The organism is Acinetobacter pittii ATCC 19004 = CIP 70.29 (assembly GCF_000369045.1).
In the GTDB taxonomy this organism is placed as follows: domain Bacteria; phylum Pseudomonadota; class Gammaproteobacteria; order Pseudomonadales; family Moraxellaceae; genus Acinetobacter; species Acinetobacter pittii.
Genome location: NZ_KB849797.1, coordinates 257,623 through 281,082 on the forward strand (window position 1 = coordinate 257,623; position 23,460 = coordinate 281,082).

The 23,460-nt window shown below is 40.3% G+C and carries 25 protein-coding genes and 1 riboswitch; of the genes, 10 read left to right on the plus strand and 15 right to left on the minus strand.

Features of this window, described 5'->3' with window-relative positions:
• Positions 1-18 precede the first annotated feature (18 nt).
• A complete protein-coding gene (locus F928_RS19855; RefSeq protein ID WP_005079244.1) occupies positions 19-915 on the minus strand; it encodes a LysR family transcriptional regulator in 897 nt (298 codons plus the stop codon).
• A gap of 112 nt (positions 916-1,027) precedes the next feature.
• On the opposite strand from F928_RS19855, the gene F928_RS19860 reads away from it, so the two are divergent.
• Entirely contained in the window at positions 1,028-1,783 is a 756-nt protein-coding gene (locus tag F928_RS19860; protein WP_005079248.1) for an SDR family oxidoreductase, read from the plus strand.
• 45 nt (positions 1,784-1,828) lie between these two features.
• Here F928_RS19860 and hemW read toward each other — a convergent pair whose 3' ends face one another.
• Complete coding sequence (gene hemW, locus F928_RS19865) at positions 1,829-2,983, minus strand: radical SAM family heme chaperone HemW (RefSeq protein ID WP_005079251.1); 1,155 nt, start codon at positions 2,981-2,983, stop codon at positions 1,829-1,831.
• A gap of 116 nt (positions 2,984-3,099) precedes the next feature.
• Between hemW and F928_RS19870 the strand changes: the two genes are divergently transcribed.
• Both F928_RS19870 and abeM read left to right on the plus strand, forming a co-directional pair.
• Positions 3,100-3,561: a DMT family transporter gene (locus tag F928_RS19870; protein WP_005065993.1), complete on the plus strand. Its 462-nt coding sequence runs from the start codon at positions 3,100-3,102 to the stop codon at positions 3,559-3,561.
• A 32-nt stretch (positions 3,562-3,593) separates the two neighbouring features.
• Positions 3,594-4,940, plus strand: a complete 1,347-nt coding sequence (gene abeM, locus F928_RS19875; protein WP_005079254.1) for a multidrug efflux MATE transporter AbeM — start codon at positions 3,594-3,596, stop codon at positions 4,938-4,940.
• A gap of 33 nt (positions 4,941-4,973) precedes the next feature.
• Here the strand turns inward: abeM and F928_RS19880 are convergent, their stop codons facing one another.
• Together F928_RS19880 and F928_RS19885 are read right to left on the minus strand one after the other, a co-directional pair.
• Positions 4,974-6,224 carry an acyl-CoA dehydrogenase family protein gene (locus F928_RS19880; protein WP_002115020.1) on the minus strand — a complete coding sequence of 417 codons (1,251 nt, stop codon included), beginning with the start codon at positions 6,222-6,224 and terminating at the stop codon, positions 4,974-4,976.
• Positions 6,225-6,256: 32 nt separating this feature from the next.
• Positions 6,257-7,504 carry an SfnB family sulfur acquisition oxidoreductase gene (locus F928_RS19885; RefSeq protein ID WP_002114788.1) on the minus strand — a complete coding sequence of 416 codons (1,248 nt, stop codon included), beginning with the start codon at positions 7,502-7,504 and terminating at the stop codon, positions 6,257-6,259.
• 256 nt (positions 7,505-7,760) lie between these two features.
• Between F928_RS19885 and F928_RS19890 the strand changes: the two genes are divergently transcribed.
• The 3 genes from F928_RS19890 to F928_RS19900 all read left to right on the plus strand — a co-directional run bounded on the left by F928_RS19890 (position 7,761) and on the right by F928_RS19900 (position 9,997).
• Positions 7,761-9,059 (plus strand): ABC1 kinase family protein, encoded by a 1,299-nt coding sequence (locus tag F928_RS19890; protein ID WP_002115159.1) that lies wholly within the window; start codon positions 7,761-7,763, stop codon positions 9,057-9,059.
• A 101-nt stretch (positions 9,060-9,160) separates the two neighbouring features.
• Positions 9,161-9,415 carry a type B 50S ribosomal protein L31 gene (locus F928_RS19895; protein WP_005079257.1) on the plus strand — a complete coding sequence of 85 codons (255 nt, stop codon included), beginning with the start codon at positions 9,161-9,163 and terminating at the stop codon, positions 9,413-9,415.
• A gap of 249 nt (positions 9,416-9,664) precedes the next feature.
• Positions 9,665-9,997: a HopJ type III effector protein gene (locus tag F928_RS19900; protein ID WP_005079259.1), complete on the plus strand. Its 333-nt coding sequence runs from the start codon at positions 9,665-9,667 to the stop codon at positions 9,995-9,997.
• A gap of 502 nt (positions 9,998-10,499) precedes the next feature.
• On the opposite strand, the gene crcB is transcribed toward F928_RS19900, so the two are convergent.
• The 4 genes from crcB to F928_RS19920 form a co-directional block, all read right to left on the minus strand.
• The gene (crcB, locus tag F928_RS19905; protein WP_002115071.1) at positions 10,500-10,880 is read right to left on the minus strand and encodes a fluoride efflux transporter CrcB; all 381 of its coding nucleotides are present in this window, start codon (positions 10,878-10,880) and stop codon (positions 10,500-10,502) included.
• A 124-nt stretch (positions 10,881-11,004) separates the two neighbouring features.
• A riboswitch (Fluoride riboswitch) is annotated at positions 11,005-11,071 on the minus strand.
• Between the two features lie 45 nt (positions 11,072-11,116).
• Positions 11,117-11,527: a GFA family protein gene (locus tag F928_RS19910; protein WP_005079262.1), complete on the minus strand. Its 411-nt coding sequence runs from the start codon at positions 11,525-11,527 to the stop codon at positions 11,117-11,119.
• 78 nt (positions 11,528-11,605) lie between these two features.
• A complete protein-coding gene (locus F928_RS19915) occupies positions 11,606-12,811 on the minus strand; it encodes a TIGR03862 family flavoprotein (protein ID WP_005079264.1) in 1,206 nt (401 codons plus the stop codon).
• The gene (locus tag F928_RS19920) at positions 12,801-13,439 is read right to left on the minus strand and encodes a class I SAM-dependent methyltransferase (RefSeq protein WP_080632758.1); all 639 of its coding nucleotides are present in this window, start codon (positions 13,437-13,439) and stop codon (positions 12,801-12,803) included. The genes F928_RS19915 and F928_RS19920 overlap by 11 nt, the downstream gene beginning before the upstream one ends.
• An 87-nt stretch (positions 13,440-13,526) precedes the next feature.
• Between F928_RS19920 and F928_RS19925 the strand changes: the two genes are divergently transcribed.
• The gene (locus tag F928_RS19925; RefSeq protein ID WP_002114956.1) at positions 13,527-13,721 is read left to right on the plus strand and encodes a DNA gyrase inhibitor YacG; all 195 of its coding nucleotides are present in this window, start codon (positions 13,527-13,529) and stop codon (positions 13,719-13,721) included.
• Here the strand turns inward: F928_RS19925 and ycbL are convergent.
• The 5 genes from ycbL to F928_RS19950 form a co-directional block, all read right to left on the minus strand.
• The gene (gene ycbL, locus F928_RS19930; protein WP_005045031.1) at positions 13,718-14,362 is read right to left on the minus strand and encodes an MBL fold metallo-hydrolase; all 645 of its coding nucleotides are present in this window, start codon (positions 14,360-14,362) and stop codon (positions 13,718-13,720) included. The two genes, F928_RS19925 and ycbL, sit on opposite strands and share 4 nt — an antisense overlap.
• 23 nt (positions 14,363-14,385) lie before the next feature.
• A complete protein-coding gene (hemH, locus tag F928_RS19935; RefSeq protein ID WP_005079270.1) occupies positions 14,386-15,402 on the minus strand; it encodes a ferrochelatase in 1,017 nt (338 codons plus the stop codon).
• Positions 15,403-15,475: 73 nt separating this feature from the next.
• Positions 15,476-16,480, minus strand: a complete 1,005-nt coding sequence (locus tag F928_RS19940) for a DUF4062 domain-containing protein (protein WP_016806053.1) — start codon at positions 16,478-16,480, stop codon at positions 15,476-15,478.
• A 117-nt stretch (positions 16,481-16,597) separates the two neighbouring features.
• Entirely contained in the window at positions 16,598-17,464 is an 867-nt protein-coding gene (murI, locus tag F928_RS19945) for a glutamate racemase (RefSeq protein WP_016806054.1), read from the minus strand.
• A 46-nt stretch (positions 17,465-17,510) separates the two neighbouring features.
• On the minus strand, positions 17,511-18,122 hold the full coding sequence (locus tag F928_RS19950; RefSeq protein WP_005079276.1) for a DUF1285 domain-containing protein: 612 nt from the start codon (positions 18,120-18,122) through the stop codon (positions 17,511-17,513).
• A gap of 187 nt (positions 18,123-18,309) precedes the next feature.
• On the opposite strand from F928_RS19950, the gene etfD reads away from it, so the two are divergent.
• Positions 18,310-20,022, plus strand: coding sequence for an electron transfer flavoprotein-ubiquinone oxidoreductase (etfD, locus tag F928_RS19955; protein ID WP_005079278.1), 1,713 nt, complete (start codon positions 18,310-18,312; stop codon positions 20,020-20,022).
• 86 nt (positions 20,023-20,108) lie between these two features.
• On the opposite strand, the gene F928_RS22555 is transcribed toward etfD, so the two are convergent.
• A complete protein-coding gene (locus F928_RS22555; RefSeq protein ID WP_005079280.1) occupies positions 20,109-20,489 on the minus strand; it encodes a hypothetical protein in 381 nt (126 codons plus the stop codon).
• Between the two features lie 132 nt (positions 20,490-20,621).
• Entirely contained in the window at positions 20,622-20,879 is a 258-nt protein-coding gene (gene tusA, locus F928_RS19965; protein WP_002053527.1) for a sulfurtransferase TusA, read from the minus strand.
• A gap of 184 nt (positions 20,880-21,063) precedes the next feature.
• On the opposite strand from tusA, the gene corC reads away from it, so the two are divergent.
• Both corC and lnt read left to right on the plus strand, forming a co-directional pair.
• On the plus strand, positions 21,064-21,903 hold the full coding sequence (gene corC, locus F928_RS19970) for an HlyC/CorC family transporter (protein ID WP_002114976.1): 840 nt from the start codon (positions 21,064-21,066) through the stop codon (positions 21,901-21,903).
• Positions 21,900-23,459: an apolipoprotein N-acyltransferase gene (lnt, locus tag F928_RS19975; RefSeq protein WP_005079282.1), complete on the plus strand. Its 1,560-nt coding sequence runs from the start codon at positions 21,900-21,902 to the stop codon at positions 23,457-23,459. Before corC ends, lnt begins: the two co-directional genes overlap by 4 nt.
• Position 23,460: the final 1 nt, after the last annotated feature.

Sequence of the window (23,460 nt, forward strand, 5' to 3'; positions counted from 1 at the left end):
TGTATTTTAGTTTTATGACTAAAAGATGACGATGCACTTCTTATATAGAACATCCCTAGCCCATTCCATAAAGATTTCCAAACGTTTAGGAATATAACTCCGGTTCGGATATAAAATATTAAGTGGAAGCGATTGAGCAGTATAGGCGCTTAGTACTTCAACTAAAGTTCCCTGCTCGATTTTATCCTGAACATCGTAGTATGGAAGTTGAATAATTCCCAAACCTGCAATAGCCGCTGCAATATAGGCTTCCGTATTATTCACGCTTAAAGCACTATCCATCATCACAGCTCCATCTTGATATGAAAATACGCCCTGTTTTTCTCCTACGGCTCCCGCATAGTTAATGAGTTTGTGTTGAGATAGATCTTCTAATTGTTCAGGAATACCGTACTGTTCTAAATAGTCAGCACTTGCACAGTTCACCATAATCAAGTTACCAACGAACTTCGCAATTAAACTACTATTATCTAGCTGCCCCACCCGAACAACACAATCGATTCCTTTCTCGATTAAGTCAGTGATGTCATCAGAGCTATGAAGTTGTAAATGGATATCTGGATAGCGACTATAAAAATCGGGAAGTTCAGGAATAATCACTTGGTGTACGATTCGGCTGGGCATTGAAATTTTTAGCGTGCCACGGTAATGCTGCTTTTGTGCCTGTATAAGCTGTTCGAGCTGTTCATAATCAAATAATAGATTTTGACACTCAGGTAATATTCGTTGTCCATCTTGAGTGAGACTTACTTTACGCGTAGTACGATGAAATAAGCGTACTCCATAGTGAGTTTCTAACTGTTGAATAGCACTCGTTACTGTCGAGCGAGGTAAATCAAGCTGATTTGCCACTTCACTAAAGCTTTGTCGTTTAGCGACTTCTGTAAAAATAAAAAATTGCTGCAACCGATCCATTTAATTGTTCGTATTTTTTGAATAGTTAAACCAAACTAGCATAATTGATCAAAAATTACCGCCAATCTAGACTAAAAACACATTAAAACAAGTCATCATAGGAACAACCATCATGACAACTCATACTCTGAAAGATAAAGTTGTACTGATTACGGGCGGTGCAAAAAACTTAGGTGGACTGATTAGCCGCAGGTTTGCAGAACAAGGCGCAAAAATTGCAATTCACTACAATAGCGCTGAAACTCAAGCAGATGCAGAACAGACACTTGCAGATGTAACAGCATTCGGTGTAGATGCCGTTTTAATTCAGGCAGACCTAACGGATATTGATAATATCGAAAAGCTATTCTTAGACACTAAGCAGCATTTTGGCGGAATTGATATTGCCATTAATACAGTTGGAAAGGTTTTAAAGAAATCTTTTTTAGATACCACAGAACAAGAGTTTGATAGCATGAGCGATATCAACTCAAAAATTGCCTATTTCTTTATTCAATCGGCAGGTCGTCATTTAAATGACGGCGGCAAGATTTGTTCAATCGTGACTTCTCTTCTTGCAGCCTACACTGGACTCTATTCAACCTATGAAGGTTTAAAAGCACCTGTTGAGCATTACACACGTGCTGCATCAAAAGAATTTGGTGATCGTCAGATTTCTGTGACTGCTGTTGCACCTGGGCCTATGGATACACCTTTCTTTTATGGTCAGGAATCTGCCGAAGCAGTGGCTTACCATAAATCAGCTTCAGCTTTAGGTGGACTCACCAAAATTGAAGATATTGAACCTCTAGTTCGCTTTTTGGTAACTGATGGTTGGTGGATTACAGGACAGACTATTTTTGCAAACGGCGGCTATACCACTCGCTAAAATAAAAAAAGCCGCATCTGATGACGCGGCTTTTAGTTTGTTTAATTATAAAAACTCTTCAAGCACTGAGTTTAAGAAAATATGGCCTTGCTCCGTACAGGCTAAACGGGAAACATCATCTACCAGTAGTTTTCTAGCTCGTAGAGAAGTGAGTACTTCATTTAAGTGACCCAGGCTTAAACCTGTACGCTGCTCATATAACTCAGCTTTTACACCATCATTTAGACGTAAAGCATTCATCATAAACTCAAAAGGTAGCTCTTCTGCCTCAATCTTTTTCATTTGCAAATGTTCGGCTGGAACCTTAGCCAAATAGTCTTTTGGCAAACGAGTCTTTTGGAAACGATATACACCATCTGGTCGGATTACTTTGCCATGTGCCCCTGCACCAATCGCAAGGTAATCACCAAATTCCCAATAATTTAAATTATGAGCTGAAGGCTGCTCTTTACGCCAAGCCGACACTTCATAATTTATAAAACCATTGGCTTTTAGATAAGCTTCACCCTGCTCTTGAATATCTTCTAACACCTCATCTTGAGGTAAAACGGGCTGCGTACGGAAGAATATGGTGTTTGGCTCAATAGTCAGTTGATACCAACTGATATGTGTCGCGCCATGCTCTACAGCCATCTTTAAATCATAAAGTGCTTGCTCTAGCGTTTGCTCAGGTAGGCCATGCATTAAATCGACATTAACTCGCTTAAAGCCTGCTTGTCGTGCCTGCTCAATTGCATCCATAGCATTGTTGACTGAATGAATACGCCCAAGCTTTTGCAAGTGCTCTGTATTAAAAGTCTGCACACCAATCGATAAACGGTTAATACCTGCTTCTAAATAGCCTGCAAACGGATCATGTTCTAGTGTTCCGGGATTTGCCTCTAGGGTGATTTCACAGCCATCTTCAAATTTGAGCAATGACTTAAGCTGTTCAAACAGCCACGCATAGCCTTTAGCAGAAATAAGTGAAGGCGTTCCACCACCAATAAATACACTATGAATTGAACGTCCCTGAGCCATCTCAACTTGAGTTTCAAAGTCGGCCACCAACGCCTTTAAATAGGTTTGCTCGAGTTCTGCCGAAAGCGCTCCATCTGGTACGGCATGCGAGTTAAAGTCACAATATGGACATTTACGCACGCACCAAGGCATATGGATATATAAAGATAAAGGAACAGAAGCAGGATTTAATACGGCCAAGGAGCAGGTCCAATTTACACAATATTTCTATTTTAACATGACTGCATCAATGGGCTTATGAAAACATACCTTAATTGCTTTAGACTGTTTTTAAACATACTTAAATATTGATAAAAATGATGAAATTCTCTAGTCAACTTTTCCTGATCTTACCTCTAGCTATGGGAATCGGTGTTGCCATGGCTTTTCAGACTGCAATCAATGCTCAACTGCGCGAGCAACTACACTCACCGTTGCAAGCAGCTTTATTATCATTTTTCATAGGTACTATTGTTTTAGCCGTTATGGTTTTTTTCCAAAGTGCCGAAAAGCCCTCTTTAAGTGAAATATCAAATATTCCATGGCTTCTTTGGACAGGAGGATTCCTTGGGGTTTATGCAATTAGCATGAGCATTTATACTGCACCTAAACTTGGTTTTTTAACCTTTACAGGGCTAGTCGTTTTTGGGCAATTGCTCATTTCAATGTTGCTTGACCATTTTGGTTGGTTAGGTACAGAAAAGACACCTGTTACATGGCAACGGTTTCTGGGTGGCGTGATCATCTTTGTCGGTGTGTTACTCACTTTGCAACGTTAGCTTCATTTTTATATTTAAAAAGAGTACCTTTTGTGTCGAATGTCACATCTTTTCGGTCTGAATTAAAACAACTCTTCCACTTAATGCTACCGATTTTAATTACCCAGTTTGCTCAAGCGGGATTTGGGTTAATTGACACTATTATGGCTGGGCATTTATCTGCAACCGATTTAGCAGCAATTGCGGTAGGTGTGGGCTTATGGATCCCAGTCATGCTCCTGTTCAGTGGCATTATGATTGCAACTACACCTTTGGTCGCTGAAGCAAAGGGCGCAAGAAATACAGAACAAATTCCTGTCATTGTTCGTCAATCCTTATGGGTCGCCATCATTTTAGGCGTAATGGCTATGCTCATTTTGCAGCTTATGCCGTTTTTCTTACATGTGTTTGGCGTACCAAAAAGCTTACAGCCTAAAGCAAGTTTATTTTTACATGCGATTGGTTTAGGCATGCCAGCTGTGACCATGTACGCAGCCCTACGCGGTTATTCTGAGGCTTTAGGCCATCCACGTCCTGTAACGGTCATTAGTTTACTGGCCTTAGTGGTTTTAATCCCTTTAAACATGATTTTTATGCATGGATTAGGGCCAATACCTGCATTAGGTAGCGCAGGCTGTGGTTTTGCAACCTCCATTTTACAGTGGCTCATGCTAATTACTTTAGCTGGCTATATTTATAAAGCTTCGGCTTACCGTAACACGTCTATTTTTAGCAGATTCGATAAAATTAACCTGACTTGGGTAAAAAGAATCTTACAGCTTGGCCTACCCATCGGTTTAGCCGTGTTCTTTGAAGTCAGTATTTTTAGTACAGGTGCATTGGTACTTAGCCCACTAGGTGAAGTCTTTATTGCAGCGCATCAAGTTGCAATTTCAGTTACCTCTGTGCTGTTTATGATCCCGCTTTCACTTGCGATTGCCCTGACCATTCGTGTGGGAACCTATTATGGTGAAAAGAACTGGGCTTCGATGTACCAAGTCCAAAAGATTGGTCTAAGCACGGCAATATTTTTTGCCTTATTGACCATGTCTTTTATTGCTCTAGGTCGTGAACAAATTGTCTCGGTTTATACTCAAGATATAGATGTAGTTCCTGTTGCCATGTATTTACTCTGGTTTGCAATGGGTTATCAGCTGATGGATGCATTGCAAGTGAGTGCCGCAGGCTGTTTAAGAGGGATGCAAGATACGCAAGCACCGATGTGGATTACACTCATGGCATATTGGGTGATTGCTTTTCCTATCGGACTTTATTTAGCACGTTATACCCATTGGGGTGTAGCTGGCGTATGGTTAGGCTTAATTATTGGTTTAAGCATTGCTTGTGTTTTATTACTTTCAAGGCTTTATTTAAATACCAAACGTTTAAGCAAAACCTAATAAAAAAGCCGATTATTCATCGGCTTTTTTATTTTATGCAGACTTGGCTCGCGGGCTTGCTCCAATTTGCCAGACAAAGGGCAAATCGGTACGGTTTACTTCCCAATCTCCAATCACCTTTTCTTTATAGATGAGCGGATTATGTGAAGACACCGTTCGAGCATTACGCCAGAAACGGTCGAGTTGTTTGACCTGACTACTTGCTGACGCGCCCAAAGCATTAAATAATTGGCTGGTTAAGTCGAGTACCAAATTAGAAATCACCACCTGTCCTTGCGCCGACTCAAGCTCTGCATCTACATTAAACTGATGTTCTTTCACCTCTAACTCACTAAAGTGACTTTCATAAGCCTTCTGCAATGCTTCAGCTGTTTTAATCGTAATTGCTAGACTTCCGTAAGCTTGAGCAGAGGCTTTACCCACCACCTGTAAAACTTGTGGGTCATGACGAACAATGTCTCCATTACCATGACTAAAAATACGTTTTCTCTCACGAATCTCCTGACTAAAAGTTTCTACTGCCGCATGTGCAATACCCGTTAAAGTTGCAAGATGGACGACTTGATAAAAAGCAGTTTGATATTTAAAACGCTGGTCAAATGGAATAAGGTGCGAAGCCGGCAAGTGAACCTGATGTACTTTTAAAGTACCGCTACCCGTCGTCTTTTGACCAAAGCCATCCCAATCATCAATCACACTCACGCCTGTTTCATGGCGATAAATAGCAGCAATCACATGGCGGTCATTTACTTCATCGTAAGCAAATAAATCGATCCAGTCAGCAAAGATACTTCCCGTTGAATAGTACTTTTCACCATTCACTACCAAGTTGCCCGAAGCATCTTTGGTTACTCGTGTAACGACATCACCGATTTGCACATTTCCAACTTCGGTCCATGCATTCCCAACTAAATCACCTTGTACAAAACGCTGAAACCAAACCTCTTGTGAGTGCTCTTTATGGGCAACTAAGCGGTCTTCAACAAAAGCGAAGTGTCCACGCAAAGCTTGCACAATATTCGAGTCTGCTTGTGCTAACTCTGCTAAAAGCTGGAAAAGTTGCGGTAATGACACCCCATCTCCACCATATTTAACCGGAACACGTACCGCACCTAACTTGAGTTCTTTTAACCACTGAATCGGTTCAAAAGGCAAGATTCGTTCTTTTTCTCGCTGAATTGCACCTTGGGCAATTTTTTCAAAAACTGGGCGAAATCTACTTGCGACCTTTTCATAATCGGCGCCTACAGATAGTTCTTCTAATTCAATTTGGGTAATCGTCATCTTTATTCTCCTAATCTTATTTTTTCTTCACTTTAGCTCCATGCATGACGAGGTGGATGGATGCCATTGAGGTAGTAATTACCGACAATGTGATATTTCCAACGCACTGGATCATGCAAGGTATGAGTACGCGCATTACGCCAATGGCGGTCCAGATTAAGCTCAGACAAGGTTGACCGTGTTCCAGACAACTCAAAAAGCTTATTCGCTGCTAAAATCGCAACTTCTGTAGTGAGTACTTTTGCTTCAGCAACCAGTAATGTGGCTTGGTTTACATGCTCTTCTGTCGTGTCGGCAATCGCTTGATCAATCGCATCTCCTGCTAAATCTAATACCGCTTCTGCCGCACGAAGTTTTATTTTTAAATCACCAATGTTTGCAATCGTATAGGGATCATCACTCGCTTTTTCCAAACCTGAATCGACCCATGCACGACTATGATTTTTGACATAGTGAATTGTTTCTTCAATTGCGCCACGTGCAATACCAGCATCAACAGCAGCTTGAATAAATTGTGAAATTGCACCTGCTGGGGTAGGACGCTCAAAAGCCTGATAAATCGGAATTAGATATTCTTCACGTACTGGAACTTGATTAAGTTCAACGGTTCCACTGGCCGTGGTTCTTTGCCCGAAACCAGACCAGTCATTAATAATATTCACCCCTGAAGTTTCCCGAGGAACTAGCGCCGCATAAGGTTGCCCCTCTTCATTTACAGCGACAATAGGAACCCAATGCGCAAGCAATGCACCTGTTGCAAAAAACTTCTTGCCATTAATTTCATAACCGTGCTCGGTCTTTCGTAATGTGGTAGTGAGGTCAGCCACCGTTTTGCTATGTTTTTCTGAAAAGGCATTGCCAAAACGAATCCCTCTCAACACTAAGTTAAAGAAAAATTGTTGTTGTTCTGGGCCTGCATCAAGGCGTAAATGTTCAATAAAAGCCAAGTGATTTTGAGGAAGCTGTGCAAGAGATGGGTCAACACTCGCAATTGTTTTGATGACCTCAGCCAAGGTTCGATATTTAACTTGGGCACCACCAAATTGCTTGGGAACCGTAATAGCCCATAAGCCACTTTGTGAGAACTGTTGAATTTCGTTTAGAGGTAAACGGCGCTCTTTGTCTCGCTCAGATGCTTCTTGTGCAAACTCTTGAGCAAGTTGTTTGGCAAGCTCAATTGCCTCTTCATCAGAACGAATAATATGCGCATCTTTTGACTGCTCAAACACAGATAAAGGAACCGCCTGAGACCGCCCATGGGCCGAACTTAAACTTGTCATAACTTTTGTTATCTCTATTTTTATTTAACCTGTCATTCACATTACCACCAAAAAAACAGGCACTTTATAGATATTAAAGCTTTGTTTATGAAATGGATTTTCACAAGCTTTTCATATTTTTTACTATAAAAATAACATTTTGTTTTTCGAAAAATTTCTTACATGAGATAAACAATTTCATATAGGCTTTTTAAGCTTTGTCACCTATGATCAAAACTAGGCAATATTATGTTGTAGTCAATGAGGTATCGAAGATATGGCAAAGAATGCAAGTTCACCCGGCAAACGATTTATGAAACTTGCAGGAATGACCGCGAGCATTGCAACGAAAACCGTTTCTAACTCGATTCGAAACTTGACCGCAGATGAAGAACAAAAGCTGGCTTCAAAAACCAAGTTATTTCAGGATATTGGTTTGCAAATTGCCGACACCTTAGGCGAAATGAAAGGTGCCGTCATGAAGGTCGGCCAAATTGCATCACAATATAAAGATATTTTCCCACCCGAGGTCGCTAAAGCAATTTCTAAGTTACAGCGCCAAGCTCCACCTATGCCCTTTGCTGCTATTCAACAACAAGTTGAACGTGAGCTTGGAAAGCCGCTGAATGTTGCCTTTAAATCTTTTGATCAAGAACCTTTTGCAGCTGCTTCAATTGGACAAGTTCACAAAGCTGTCTTGCCAAGTGGCGAGCAAGTTGTTGTTAAAGTGCAATATCCGGGTGTTGATGAAGCCTGTGAAAGTGACTTAAAACAAGTACGTTTGGCACTTCGTTTAATGGGTGTGCTTAAAATTGATAAAAAGCTACAAGATCAGCTTTTTGCAGAGATTCAAGATAGTCTGTCAGCAGAGCTTAACTATGAAATCGAGGCTCAAAACCTTGAAGTTTTCAAAACATTTCATAGCCAATTAGATGACAAAATTATCATCCCGACTGTTTATAAAGATTACTCTTCAAGACGTATTTTAACCTTGAGTCTCGAACAAGGTGACAGCATTGAAACTGCCAGCGCTTGGCCTATCGAAATTCGAAATACCATTGGACGCCGCTTGATTCGTGCTTTAGGTCAGGAAATGTTCTTTTTAAAACGTTTTCACTGTGACCCTCATCCGGGTAACTTTGCTTTCCGCCAAGATGGCAGTGTCATTATTTATGACTATGGCAGTGTTAAAACGCTTTCAAATGAAATCGTGCAGCACTTTAAACGCTTAGTAAATGCAGCTCGCCATGAAAATATCGATTTGATCGAAACAGAATTATTTGAACTACATTCACTTGCTGAAAAAGGCAAATTCCCGAGTGATCTATATAAACTCTGGATTGAAGTATTGTTACGTCCGCTTACCACCACTTATAATTTTGCAGAGAACTCATCACATCATGATGGCATGTTACTTGTGAAAAAATCTTTGAAGTATTGGGATGTCTTTAAACCATCACCAGATACTTTAATGGTCAACAGAACCATTTCAGGACATTACTGGAACCTGATTCACTTAAAAGTTCATGACAATCTAAACGATCTATTTGAAGAGCTTGTTCCACCTTCTAACTAACTTAATTTACTGATCAGTGTAGCCTTTTATGGGTTACATTGACTTTTTAATTGTTATGTTATAACATTTCTTTAATCAAAAATAATTTAGGACAATCTCTCATGCGTAAAGATATTCATCCTGCTTATCAACAAGTGTTATTTCATGACACCAATGCAGACGTGTACTTCTTAATTGGTAGTACTCTTCAGTCTAAACAAACCAAAGAGTATCAAGGGAAAGTCTACCCTTATGTCACTCTTGATATTTCAAGTGCATCACACCCTTTCTACACAGGTGAAGTACGTCAAGCAAGTAACGAAGGCCGTGTAGCAAGCTTCAATAAACGTTTCGCTCGCTTTACTCGTAAGAGTTAATCTTGCGTTAAGATTTGACCAATACACTTAAATCATTGGAAGCCTAAGACTATCTCCTCCACTTAGGCTTCTTTTTTTATGTGTATTTTTCATCATTTATAAACTGTGTATAAAAGAAAACTTATCCACAAGTTGTCTAAAAACACTTCTGATTTTTTTCAATAACTCCTCAATTTTTATAATTGCCAAGCTTTCAAAGCATGTATTCAATGCTATGCTTAAGCCCCATTTGATAGGAAGTTTAAGATTATGGCACAAGAGTTACTTGCCCAATTACAAGCAGGCACAGCAAAATTTTCAGACGTTTTAGCTCATATTGAAGCACGTTACCAACATACTCCAACGGCTTTTCAAAATGGTGCACAGCATAACGCTGCTACTGAAAATCAAGGCAGTGCAAAAGTTTTCTCTTTTGCCAAGTTACAAGGGTTAGACCAAGCACAAACTTTAAGTTTATTTGCAGAGCACTACGCATCTGTATTAGCTACCCCAGAGGGAACTGACCACCCAAATATTCGTCAGTTTATGCAAAATGGTTGGGATGGTGTGAAGTTTGAAGGTCAAGCTTTAACTGAAAAGTAATAGATTTAAATAAATAATAGAAACGACTTAATTTTTATTATGAGCATTGCCTTAAATGGAAGTGATATCCAAATGATGGATTGTATAGGCTAAGCTTACTTTTCAAGGATGAAAAGTAACAAAAATCCTTTGTTGCGCTGATGCTACATCCATGTAGCACAGCGAAACGACGGCATCCATGCCGTCTGTCACGATAGTAAATGCCTTATTTTTCTTAATTATTTTATTAGCCCCTTACATTCGATACGCGATAACGTCATTCGCAGCCTGCGTGGTGTCAATAAAAGATCGTTTTTGCAAAGCATAAGATAAATGGATTCAGTGAACAGGTTCTGCGAATGACAGATGCCTTTGGTTACTTTGGGCAAAACCAAAGTAACTTAATTAGCTGCTTCCATTAGATAACTCAACGATAAGACTCCGTCGTGAAAATCCTACCCAACACTCAACTTCGATGAGCTCTCACAACTTGAAATCATGGTCAATTCTTAAATATAAAAACTCAATGCCCCGCTACCCAATGATAAGTCGCTAACCCCAAACACGTAAAAATTAATGATCCAATTAAATGGATGGAAATCCCCAATATCGCCATACCCAACTTACCACTTTGTAATAAAGTGACGATCTCAATCGAGAACGTTGAAAAGGTAGTTAAAGCACCACAAAAACCAGTAATCACAAAAAGCTTATAGTTCGGACTTAAATCACTTTGAGCAAAATAGGCAACTGCAAAACCAATAATAAAACCACCGACCAAATTAACAGTGACGGTACCCAGTGGAATTTGCGGGTAAATCGGGTTAAGTTTTAAACCTAAAAACCAACGCAACCATGCCCCTAGAACTGAGCCTAAAGCAATTGAAAGTAGAGAGTAATACATAGGACCACCCCTTTAGATAGACGCTAAAAGAGCAAAAAATAATGAAGGGAAATATGACACAGCGTACTCCAAAAATAAGCAGAGTACGCAATAACCTACGTACCCAGCGATATAAATACATGAGGGTAACGTAGGCATCATTAGCCAATACGGCGGTTTTTCAAGGGAAGAATGCCATCTCCCTGTTTTAAGTATATTAGATCATCTTGAATTTGATTTAAACATACTTTTTAAAATCATGGACGTTCATCGTATTGCGGTAAATTGTCACAAATACTTTCCCATTCAGCCTTAGAAGCAGCAAATATATGCATTGTCGGCTTTTTGTCTAGTGGTGTATCAAGTGTCCCAATTCTTAAGCGATATAATTCAGGCTGAGCATCACGCGAGCTAATAAGCGGTGAACCACATTCGCTACAAAACCAACGATATACCCCGTTCACAGCAAATTTTTTGACAAGGTCTTCACCTTGGGTAATTTTAAAATCTGTACTTTTAACAGGAGCGTTCGTTGCAAATGCTGTTCCATTGGCTTTTCGGCAGCGTTGACAGTGACATTGAATAATATCTCCGATATCGCCTTTAATTTCATAGCGAATACCCTGACATAAACAACTTCCTTGATAAACTGATGATGCTTGAGACATGTTCTCGTAAATCCTATTATTATTGATCGCTCAAAAATAACACTTTTCACATATCAAACATAGCACCAAATTATCCTGTTATTTCTCTAAGAATGAATGCACACCTTCACCAGCCGCTCGCCCTGTAGCAAAGCATGCTGTAAGTAAATATCCACCCGTAGGAGCATCCCAATCGAGCATTTCACCACAGCAAAAAACACCTGAGGTTTGTGTAAGCTCTAAGCTTTGACTTAATGCATTCTGCTTAACACCACCAGCACAGCTAATCGCTTCTTCAATGGGTCTAAACCCCTCTAGCTTAATTTGAAGCGCTTTGATGCGCTGAGCCATAGCCTCTGGTTGGTTCCATAGTGCTTTATCAACAACTTCTCGAATTAAGTTAATTTTGGCCGTGTCTAAGCCTGCTTTACGCCAGATATTAGTGAGCGATTGTTTTTTACCAGCCTGCAATTTTTTAATTAACTGTGAGAACTCTACATCAGGCAATAAATCTAAAAACAAATTTAAGCTTTGCCCTTGTTTTTGTTGTTCTCTTAAGGCACGTCCAAGTTTATAAATAACACCACTTTCTAAACCATAGTGAGTAATCACAATATCGCCATGAGTAATCTGGCTAGGATCAACCCATGCATTGATACGTTTTAAAGGTTCACCAAAACAGCTTTCCATAAAAGCTGACCAAGTGTGAAGTACACCTGCATTACTTGGCTGGAAAGGTTCAATATTGGATTGATCCATCCATTGCTGCCAAGCACCATCACTACCTAATTGTGACCAAGACACAGCACCACAAGCCAATACTACTGCATCGTATTGCTGGGTAAAGGTTTCAGTGCTTTGATTATTTTGGTTTTCTAAAGTTACCGTTGTGCCTTGCAAATTAATACAACGATGACGATAAAAGAATTTAACATGCTGTTCTGCCAAACGTTTTAGCCAAGCACGTAATAGAGGTGCCGCTTTCATTTCGACAGGAAAAATACGACCTGAAGTACCCACATAAGATTCAATTCCCAGATTTTCCATCCAGTTTTGAATCCAGACTGCATCCCACTTTTCAACCCACGGTTTGAGCCATTCTGCATGGTCATAGCGCTCAATAAACTGCGCTAATGGTTCAGCATGCGAGATGTTTAACCCCGTTTTACCTGCCATCAGAAACTTACGTGCAGCTGAAGGCTTTTGCTCGTATACATCAATCTCATAAGCATATTGGCTCAGTACCTCAGCTGCCATTAAACCAGCCGGCCCCGCACCAATAATGGCAACCCGCTTATTCGCCATGCACTTGACCTTGTAATGGGGTAAACCCATCAAAACGTGTGCTGTAACCTTCAGGTTTAGTGATCACAAGCTGTTGGCAAAGTTCTCCACGTTCCAAATACTTAATTTCAAAATGAGTACGTGCAGATGTTTGAGCAATTTTTTCTTTTTGGTAAGGCAGCTTCCAGACATTAATTAATTGTTGTTCAGCTTCTTCAATATATTCAGGAATATTACTTGCCAAAGTAATGGTTCCACCTGTTTGCAGACGAGAGATTAAGAACTCAAAAAATGGCATATTCAACCAGCGCTGTGCTGGATTATGGGGTTCTGGGTTTGGATAGAGAATAAAGAAATGTTCAACTTGAGCAGGATGTAGTGCATGTACCACCCACGGTAAAGCATCTGCATGTACAGGAATTAAATTATCTCTTGGTTCCAGACCATGCTGTTTTTGCATTGCCAAGAATTTTTCTCGGGTTCGTTCAATTGCATACAATGTGTGCTGCGGCTGTTGCCCGCTAAAAAGCAAAGCATGTTTACCCTTGCCCGCTCCAATTTCTACACAAATCGGGGTATTTTCAATTGGGGTAAAATCGCGAGGCGCTTGCATACGTTGTGCTTGAAATTGACGAATCTGCATAATCACATCAAACTAAATAAAAATCGGCATAAGTCTAACAAGTCACCTGACTTTTGCCTAATCTATTTCTCTTCACTTTGAGGATATCGCTTTATGCCACGTACATTCCCCTGCCCACGTTGTGGTGAACCAAGTGTTTGGGAAGGTAATGAATTTCGTCCATTTTGCTCTGAACGCTGTAAATTAATTGATTTAGGTGCTTGGGCAAATGATGAGTATAGACTGCCTACCCAAGATGCGCCTCAGCATAACAAGGGTAGTCAAAATGAAGATGATTACGAGGATTAACCTGCTTTACCCGCGACAAACGGGTTAAATTGTTTTTCATAGCCAATGGTACTCATCGGACCATGTCCCGAAATAAACTGAGTATCATCTGGCAAACTAAAACACTCTCGTTTAATCGATTCAATCAACTGATCATGGTTTCCACGTGGGAAGTCTGTTCGCCCAATCGAACCTTTAAACAGAACATCGCCTGTCCAAAGTAAGCCATGGTTTTTATTATAGAAAACCACATGACCTGGCGTATGCCCCGGTGCAAAGCGTACTTCAAATTCATCTTCGCCCAGTTTTAGTACTTCACCACCTTCAAGCCATTGATCGACTTTGACAGGTTGTGGAATTGGAAAGCCATAACGTGCTGATACTTCCTGAATCATGTCTAGCCAGAACTGATCTTCTTTGTGTGGACCAATAACAGGAACGCTCCATTCTTTGGCAAGCTCGCCTACTGCTCCTGCATGATCTAAATGCCCATGAGTTAGCCACAGAGCCTTCACTTTTAGACCTAAGGCTTCAACTTCTTTTTTCAAAACAGCAGCATCACCACCCGCATCAATCAAAACTGCTTCTTTCGTTTCACTGTCCCAAACAAGGGAACAGTTTTGAGCAAATGCAGTAACTGGAACAATTTTGACTTGCAGCATAAGAACCTCTGGCTAAAACGCAATTAACGGTGGGCTAAGGTATAAGTAAGGGCATCAAGATTAGCCTGAACTAACCCTGCAAGCAAATCAATATGAGCCTGATCACTATTTAAAGCAGGAATGTAAGAATAGCTTCCGCCACCCGACTCTTGAAACAACTCAGCATTTTGTATAGCTAACTCTTCAAGTGTTTCCAAGCAATCAGCAGAAAAAGCTGGACTTAATACCTGTACTGACTTAACGCCTTGCTTCGCCCAATCTTGTAAAAGTTGGTCTGTATATGGTTTAACCCACTCTTGTTTTCCAAAACGTGACTGAAAGCTAATCGCCCATTCATCATCTTTCAAATGTAAGGCTTCAGCTACTAACTTTGCTGTGATGCGACAACGGTCTGCATACGGGTCGCCTTTGTCTGCATAAGGCTGTGGAATACCATGAAATGACATCAACAGTTTTTCAGGCTTACCATGTTGCTCTTGATAAGCTAAAACACTTTCTGCCAATGCCTGAATAAACATTGGATGCTGATAGTAGTCTTTAATAATCGTTAAACCCGGCAAGTTCCGCTGAGCTGGAATCCACTTGGCAAATGCATCATATAACGGCGCTGTAGACGTTGCGGAATATTGAGGAAATAAAGGCAATAAAATGACATGCTCTTGCGGGTTAGTCGCCAATTTTTCTAAAACTGCGTCAATACCCGGATTACCGTAGGTCATCGCCGGTATCACGGTTAAATCAAACTGATTATTTTCTCGCTGCAAATAAGCCTCAATACGTTGAGTTTGCTCAAACACAATTTCACGCATCGGCGAATCTTTTGACCATACCGAAGCATAAGCATGTGCTACCCTTTTTGGGCGAAAAGGTAAAACAAACAGATTTAAAATAATCCACCAAATGAATTTCGGTATTTCAATTACACGTGAATCAGATAAAAACTGCTTTAGAAAACGGCGAACCGCAGGAACAGTGGCCTCATCCGGTGTACCTAAATTCGCTAAAATGACTGTGACTTTCGGTTTTTGTTCAAACGACATGTGTAAATGCCTTTCAATTCATCTTATGTCACTAATGTAACAGCTTTTATTGTCATATATAAATTGAATCGCTCTAAGCTTTTAATCGAATGCCCCGATGATTCCATTTATAGCTAAGTAATAACTTTTGAGCTTTAGCTGTGACTTTCCATAAGCTATAGGATTGTTCAGTCTGAATTGGAAGAATCCAGCCCTGTGACTGCATTTGCTTTTTAATCCGAAATAATGCCTTATGGTTAATCTGAGCGCAGGCAACAGCATGAGCACGAGGTAACTCCTGACGAGCATCTTCTAGGCCAGCCTGATTCAAATATTCATTTAAACATGTCCCAAAATTCTCTTCTGGTGTCGCTGTTTCAAACTGCTTTGCCAATATGCTTAACAACTGCGACCAAGTCATTTGTCGTTGTCGTTTAAGCTCTTTAAAATTCCCATCCTGAAATGCTTGAATTTGATATTCAAATGCAAAAACGTCTTGGGGAGCAACTTCGTTTACTTGAGCTGATGATTCTGCTAATTGTTGTTCTAACTGTAAAATTTTACTTTTTAATAACTTAATTTCATCTTCTAAGTGATGAGCCTGATGAGCAGGAACCCAACCTTGTCCTATATGCTGTTCAACCATTAAAGGCATATTTAAACGGACAGCCAGCTCTAGTTCACGTGGAGTTTTAAAGTAAAAAATATGATTTACATCAAGTAGTAACTTTTTTCTAAATGCGAGAAATTTATCTTTAAGCTGTGGATGTGTTTCTTGTAAACGTATTTCACGACTTTCGGGCTGCTCATGCATGAACACAATAATAGGTTTAGCCTGACTTAACGCATATTCATACTCTAAAGATAAATAACTCACACCAGAAATCGACTGCTCTCCATACTGGCTGCCTAAAAGTAGGATTACATAATCACATTCATCAATTTGTCGACGTGCAAGTGTAGTGGTGAGGGGTGTTCGATGTTCTAATCCCCAAGCAAAGAAACCCATCCCTACCAAGGTTTGAGACAGAATCATCCGCTCTGGCTGCATGTCGCGGCCAGATGTTGAAATAAAAATCTGATAGCGTGTATCGAGCATAATAATACCCTTTCGCCCCATGATCTGTCCGTGACTTAATACCAGCCAAGATCATGAACCGCCCCAAATAAAATAATAAATCTAAAAAAACACTACTTTCTAAATGATGCAAAAAGATCAGTTCAGATTATGAAGTGTCCAAGTTAACTCTTGTGGAATCATATGTTGTAAAACAGGTTGCAGTGCCTCAGCATTATTACCGCTGACATAACATTCAATACGTGCAACATTCTGACCTATTTGGTCACATAATAACTCATTTTTTATTAAAATACGGGCTGTTTGTCGGGCAACTGCCAATCCAGAATCAACCAGTGTGAATTGGTTATCAAAAAGATGATGGATTGCTTGATTTAAGAAAGGATAATGCGTGCAACCGAGCACTAAATAGTCGGCACCTTGCTCAGCAGCAGGCTGTAAAACTTCTTTTAATGCCTTTAAACATGTCTCACCCATTTGCTGACCTGCCTCGACACAAGGAACAAGTTCAAGGCTGGTTAAAGTCATCACTTTAACGCCCGCCGGAACAGCAAACTTTTCGACAACATCTTTAATGAGTTGGCCACGAAAAGTAGCCGGTGTCGCCAATACTGCAACTACTTTAGAACGAGTCTGTAATACGGCAGGTTTTAGGGCCGGTACCAATCCAACAATTGGAAAGTGTTCTCCATAATGCTCACGCAAATGATCAAGGCTAAATGCGGAAGCCGTATTGCAGGCTACGACTGCAATTTTACAACCTTGACGATAGAGCCAATCAACAGCACGAGCCGTGAGTTCTCTAATTTCTTGATCAGAGCGAGGACCATAAGGAACGTAGGCAGTATCGGCATAATACACAATACGTTCATTTGGTAAATATTTGGCAATTTCTGCTGCAACTGACATCCCTCCAATTCCCGAATCAAAAATACCAATTGGGGCATCTGCTGATGCTTTAGGCATAGGTTCTAGCTCGGAAAATAAAGGTTGTATGGCGGTCATAGCTGTACTGAAGTGTCAGAAAATTTCACTCCCTAAAGCTTAAACCTCAAGTGCCTAATTGCAAGAGCAAATTACCACTTTTTAGCTCTAAAATGGTTTCACCTTTATCGTTTTCAATTAGTGTCCCATAGTTCACCAAATGATAGAAAGCTTGACGTTGAATCAGTGCATTAATCCCAAAACGGACATGCACATAAGGACGCAACTCTCCTGCATATTCACGCATAAAAATAGGATGTTCTGCATCAACCAAAATTACATCTTGGTTAGTGGTGGTCAGTTGTAAAAACTGCTCACCTGAAATTGCGACCTGATCTGCCTGATTGACTAATAAAGGTTCATCTTCAACTTCGATTTCAATTTGTTCTACAGGGGTTTTCAGGTAGAATTTGCCTTCTTCTTTCCATAGGACTTTGGTAAACAGATCTAATAGAGCTTGGCGCTTGATTAATTGACCTTCGTGCCACCATTCTCCATTGGATTTCACCGTCAAATCCATTTTGCCGCAATGCTTTGGATGCCACTGCTCTAAAGGTGGAATTGACCTTTTGTGACTTTGCTGTACACCTTTTAAGTATTGTGCAATGTTCATTAAGTTTTTATCATCAGATAACGGTATTTTTCCCATATCCGATGGTGAATTATTTTGATTTACCATAGTTTATGCCTTGCTGACGAAAAAATGTTACGACTCAGCCAATTGGCTAGATCATGGTTTAAAACTATACTAGCCCAAACGATAAAAGGCACAATAGCATATTTGCGCCTATGGATTAAAACACTCACGGCAGCACCGAATTATCTGAATATGACGGTTGCCACCTTTAAGTATTGAGGAGTCCTACATGGAACACATCGAACGTGAATCGATGGAGTTTGACGTTGTCATCGTAGGTGCAGGACCTGCAGGTCTATCTGCTGCGATTAAGATCCGTCAATTAGCGATTGAAAAAAACTTACCCGATCTTTCTGTTTGTGTAGTTGAAAAAGGCTCTGAAGTAGGTGCGCATATCTTGTCTGGTGCTGTGCTTGAGCCACGTGCCATCAATGAACTTTTCCCGAACTGGAAAGATGAAGGCGCGCCTCTTAATGTCCCTGTAACTGAAGACAAAACATTCTTCTTACTTTCAGACACCACTTCTAAAGAAGTTCCTCATTGGATGGTTCCTAAAACCATGCACAACGACGGTAACTATGTGATCTCTTTAGGTAATGTGGTTCGCTGGTTAGGTCAAAAAGCTGAAGAGTTAGAAGTTTCTATCTTCCCTGGCTTTGCTGCATCTGAAGTGCTTTATCATGAAGACGGTACTGTAAAAGGTATTCAAACAGGCGACATGGGTATTGGTAAAGATGGAGAACCAACGCATAACTTTACTCCAGGCTATGAGCTTCATGCTAAATATACCCTCTTCGCTGAAGGTTGCCGTGGTCACTTAGGTAAACGCTTAATTGCGAAATACAACCTTGATAAAAATGCTGATCCTCAGCACTACGGTATCGGGATTAAAGAGCTTTGGGAAATTGACCCAGCAAAACATAAACCGGGCTTAGTCATGCACGGTGCAGGTTGGCCTTTAGCAGAAACAGCTTCTTCAGGTGGCTGGTGGTTATACCACGCTGAAAACAACCAAGTGACTTTGGGCATGATTGTGGACTTGTCTTATGAAAATCCACACATGTATCCATTTATGGAAATGCAGCGCTGGAAAACTCACCCACTAATTAAACAGTATTTAGAAGGTGGTAAACGTATTTCTTACGGCGCACGTGCGGTAGTGAAAGGCGGTTTCAACTCTCTTCCTAAATTAACTTTCCCGGGCGGTTGCTTGATTGGTGATGATGCAGGTTTCTTAAACTTTGCAAAAATCAAAGGCTCACACACTGCCATGAAATCAGGCATGTTATGTGGTGAAGCTGTATTTGAAGCGATTGCTGCGGGTGTAGAAAAAGGCGGTGATCTTGCGATTGCACGTGTTACTGAAGGCGAAGATTTATTCGTTAAAGAATTAACTTCATACACTGACAAATTTAACAACAGCTGGTTAAAAGAAGAGCTTTATAACTCTCGTAACTTTGGCCCAGCAATGCATAAATTTGGTCAATGGATGGGTGGTGCATTTAACTTTATCGACCAGAATGTCTTTAAAGTGCCATTCACTTTACATGACTTGAAGCAAGACTTTGCTGTATTGAAAACTGTTGATGCAACAAGCTTTAAGCCAAACTATCCAAAACCAGATGGCAAACTTACATTTGACCGTTTATCTTCAGTGTTTATTTCAAACACTGTACATGAAGAAAACCAGCCAGCTCACTTGAAGCTTACTGATCCTTCAATTCCAGTGAATGTGAACTTACCGAAATGGGATGAGCCTGCTCAGCGCTACTGCCCAGCTGGTGTTTACGAAATCATGGAAAATGATGATGGCTCTAAACGCTTCCAGATTAACGCAGCGAACTGTGTTCACTGTAAGACCTGTGATATTAAAGACCCATCTCAAAATATCACATGGGTAACGCCTGAAGGCGGCGGTGGTCCGAATTACCCTAACATGTAATTCCTTGCGCCGCTTTAGCCGCGGCTCATATCCTAATATGTAATAAAAAAGCCCCGATTATTCGGGGCTTTTTTATTAGTATCCGCTTATTGAAAAGGCGGTATTTTTGCTACGTTTAAATTAAAATTCTTTTTATAGAAAATAAATGTGCCTAATAAAAATAAGCCAAGAAAACCAAAGTTTCGCGCTAAATCGTAGTACCAAACCGATTTACCAAATAATAAATCAAGAATTAACATCAGCCCGAGAAACCTTGTATGCAAGATCAAACTCATCTTTATCTTTGGTTCAGGAGCAAAAGATGTATTTCTATAACCGAGTAGAATTGAACCTAAAATAATGAGAATAGATATAATAATGATAGCAACAGTTTCAGATAACCAAGAGATCTCTAAATGTAATAAACCAGCAATAGTGAAAAACCAAAGACAGATTAATAAGCTTCGTTTCACAAAATAATCATTCATTTTTATACGTCATTTATATGCTTAATTTTATAAATTATATAACGATTCTTATTTGTAAAAAATTATCATTTCAAATTAAAGTTAAATTATTCATGGCTTCTAATCGTCTTTATTAGAAGCCTTATTATCCTATTAACCTTTCTTCACTAAATAATGAAATTCTTTATGACCATTTTCATCTAAGCGTTCTTCTTGTAACAACAACTCATGGCCTAAATGCATACAAAACTTAGGAATATCCCACGAGGTCGAATTATCTGTTGCGAAGACTTCAACCACATCCCCAGACTTAGATTTGCGGATGGCTTGATGCAACATCATGACAGGTTCCGGACAACGTAAACCACGCGTATTGAGTTGTACAGTAGGTGAAATGGGTTGCTCTGACATAACAAACTCGAACAAATAGAACTTTCACATTTTAGCATAAACAAATTACTGAGCTGTTAACTGTAACTGGCTTTTACATAACAATATACGTTTTGTCTTTTAGCTTGTTTTATAGATGCATAAGCATCTTTTCTTCGGTATGATCTGTGTATTCATTTGATACATTGAGTCTTTAGGAAAGATCATGCAAGAGGAACCAAGTCCGTCGTGGGGAATGCGAGGCTTACGAAAATGGTTAGGTACAGCGCCAGAAACCCGTGATGAATTATTAAAATTAGTCCAAAATTCACGCCGCTTTTTAGAACCAGATACTGTTGCTATGCTTGAAGGCGTTCTTGACCTTCCAGCCACAAAAATTCGTGAAGTCATGACGCCACGAACAGCAATGATCAGTTTACAAGAAGATGATCAATTACTTGATATTCTTGATGTACTGGTCGAGTCTGCTCACTCACGCTTTCCAGTCTTCTCTGCCGATCAACCTGACAATGTTGTCGGGATTTTGCTCGCAAAAGATTTGTTGCCGTTTCTAACTGAACCGAATACCAAAGTCGATATTCGAGTTCTTATGCGCCAGCCTTTATTTGTTCCTGAAAGTGCACGTTCCGATCAGGTCCTACGCATGTTAAAGCATACTCAGACTCACATTGCGATTGTGATTGATGAATATGGTTCAACAGCCGGTCTTGTTACGCTTGAAGATATTCTTGAAGAGATCGTTGGCGAAATTGAAGATGAGCACGACACGGTCGATGAAGATGCTCAGTACATTGTTCCTGACAATGACCATACGGTAGCAAATGCATGGATGGTGCAAGCACTTACACCAATCGAACATTTCAATACTGTTTTAGATGCTGATTTTTCTGACGATGAAGTAGAAACTGTCGGCGGTTTATTGCTTCAAGAGATTGGTCTGGTAAGTGATTTACAAGGTCAAACTGTTGAGCTTGGAAATTGGTTATTTACAATCGTTGAAGCAGATGCCCGCACTATTCATCTGATTCGAGCTGTACGTCAATGAGAGCATACTTTGAAAAGCTGTTAGATTCTTCGCAACAACAAAAACAGCTTCCTTTAATTTTTCCTTTACTCATTGCTTTATTTTCAGGTGCCGTGTTCAGTTTTTCACTGGCACCTTATTATTGGTGGTGGTTGGCAATTTTATCTCCAGCCCTACTCTATGCAACATTACATAAGCGCTCAGCTAAACAAGCCTTTGCTATTGGTTGGAGCTATGGCTTTGGCTTATGGTTTGTAGGTGCTTTCTGGCTCTATACTTCCATCCATGTATATGGCGATACCAATGCTTTTCTAAGCGTGTGTATGATTGCTATTATGGCCCTTGTGATGGGTCTATTTACGGCATTTCAGACATGGGTTTACCGACGATTCTTCCCTGAAACACCACTTACTTTTGCCCCACTTTGGATTGTTTTCGAATGGGCAAAAACTTGGGTATTTACAGGTTTCCCATGGCTGTTTGTAGGTTACGCTTTTACTGAACGCTTACTCGATGGTTATGCACCTCTATTTGGTATTTATGCAATTTCCTTCGTCGTCATTGTATTAGCGTGTGCTTTCGTCGAAGTTCTACGCAAACGTATTTTCTGGGTTATCCCTTCTGCTCTGTTAGTTTTGGGTGCATGGGGAGCATCATATATACAGTTTGTAAAACCTAAAGATGCCAAGCCGCTTAGCGTTTCGCTCATTCAAGGTAACATTCCACAAGATTTAAAATGGCTGACTGAATACCAAGTTAGAACATTAGAAATTTATGCTGGTCTGACACAATCTGAATGGGGCCGTGACCTGATTGTATGGCCTGAGTCTTCAATTCCGCTTTTCCAAACCGATATTGAACCGTTTTTGGATGCAATGGATGCACAAGCTAAAAAGAACCATACTGCATGGGTAACCGGAATTCCCTACTGGGATGTTGCAAAATCACATCAAGTTGGTAGCCCGCTGTATTACAACAGTATTATGGCCTCTGGTAGCGATTCAAGCGGCCTCTATAAAAAGCAACGTCTCGTACCTTTTGGTGAATATATTCCGCTGTCAGGTTTGCTTTCTTGGGTGTTACCAGCCATGCAAAATGACATTAGCATGAGCGGTTTTACACGTGGTGAGAGTGATCAGAAACCACTTTTAATTAAAGGGCATGCGCTTGCTGCTGCAATTTGTTATGAAGTGGCTTACCCCAACCTGACAAGACGTAATGCAGAAGATAGCGACTTTTTGGTGACTGTATCGAATGATGCTTGGTTTACGGGTACTGCTGGGCCTTGGCAACATTTACAAATGGTGCAGATGCGCGCGAAAGAAAATGGCCGCTGGTTTATTCGTGCAACCAACACAGGTGTAACAGCGTTTATTGATCAAAATGGTCATATCACTGAACAAGCACCAATCGATAAAGAGTTCGTCTTGAGAGGTGATTTACCTGCTATGCAAGGCCAAACTCTTTATAACCGTTTAGGTGATTATCCAATTTTAGGATTTGCGGTCTTACTGCTGATTTTAGGTTGGGTTTACCGTCCACGTAAAGTTGATGTTTCTTTTAAATCTCGTCGCTAAA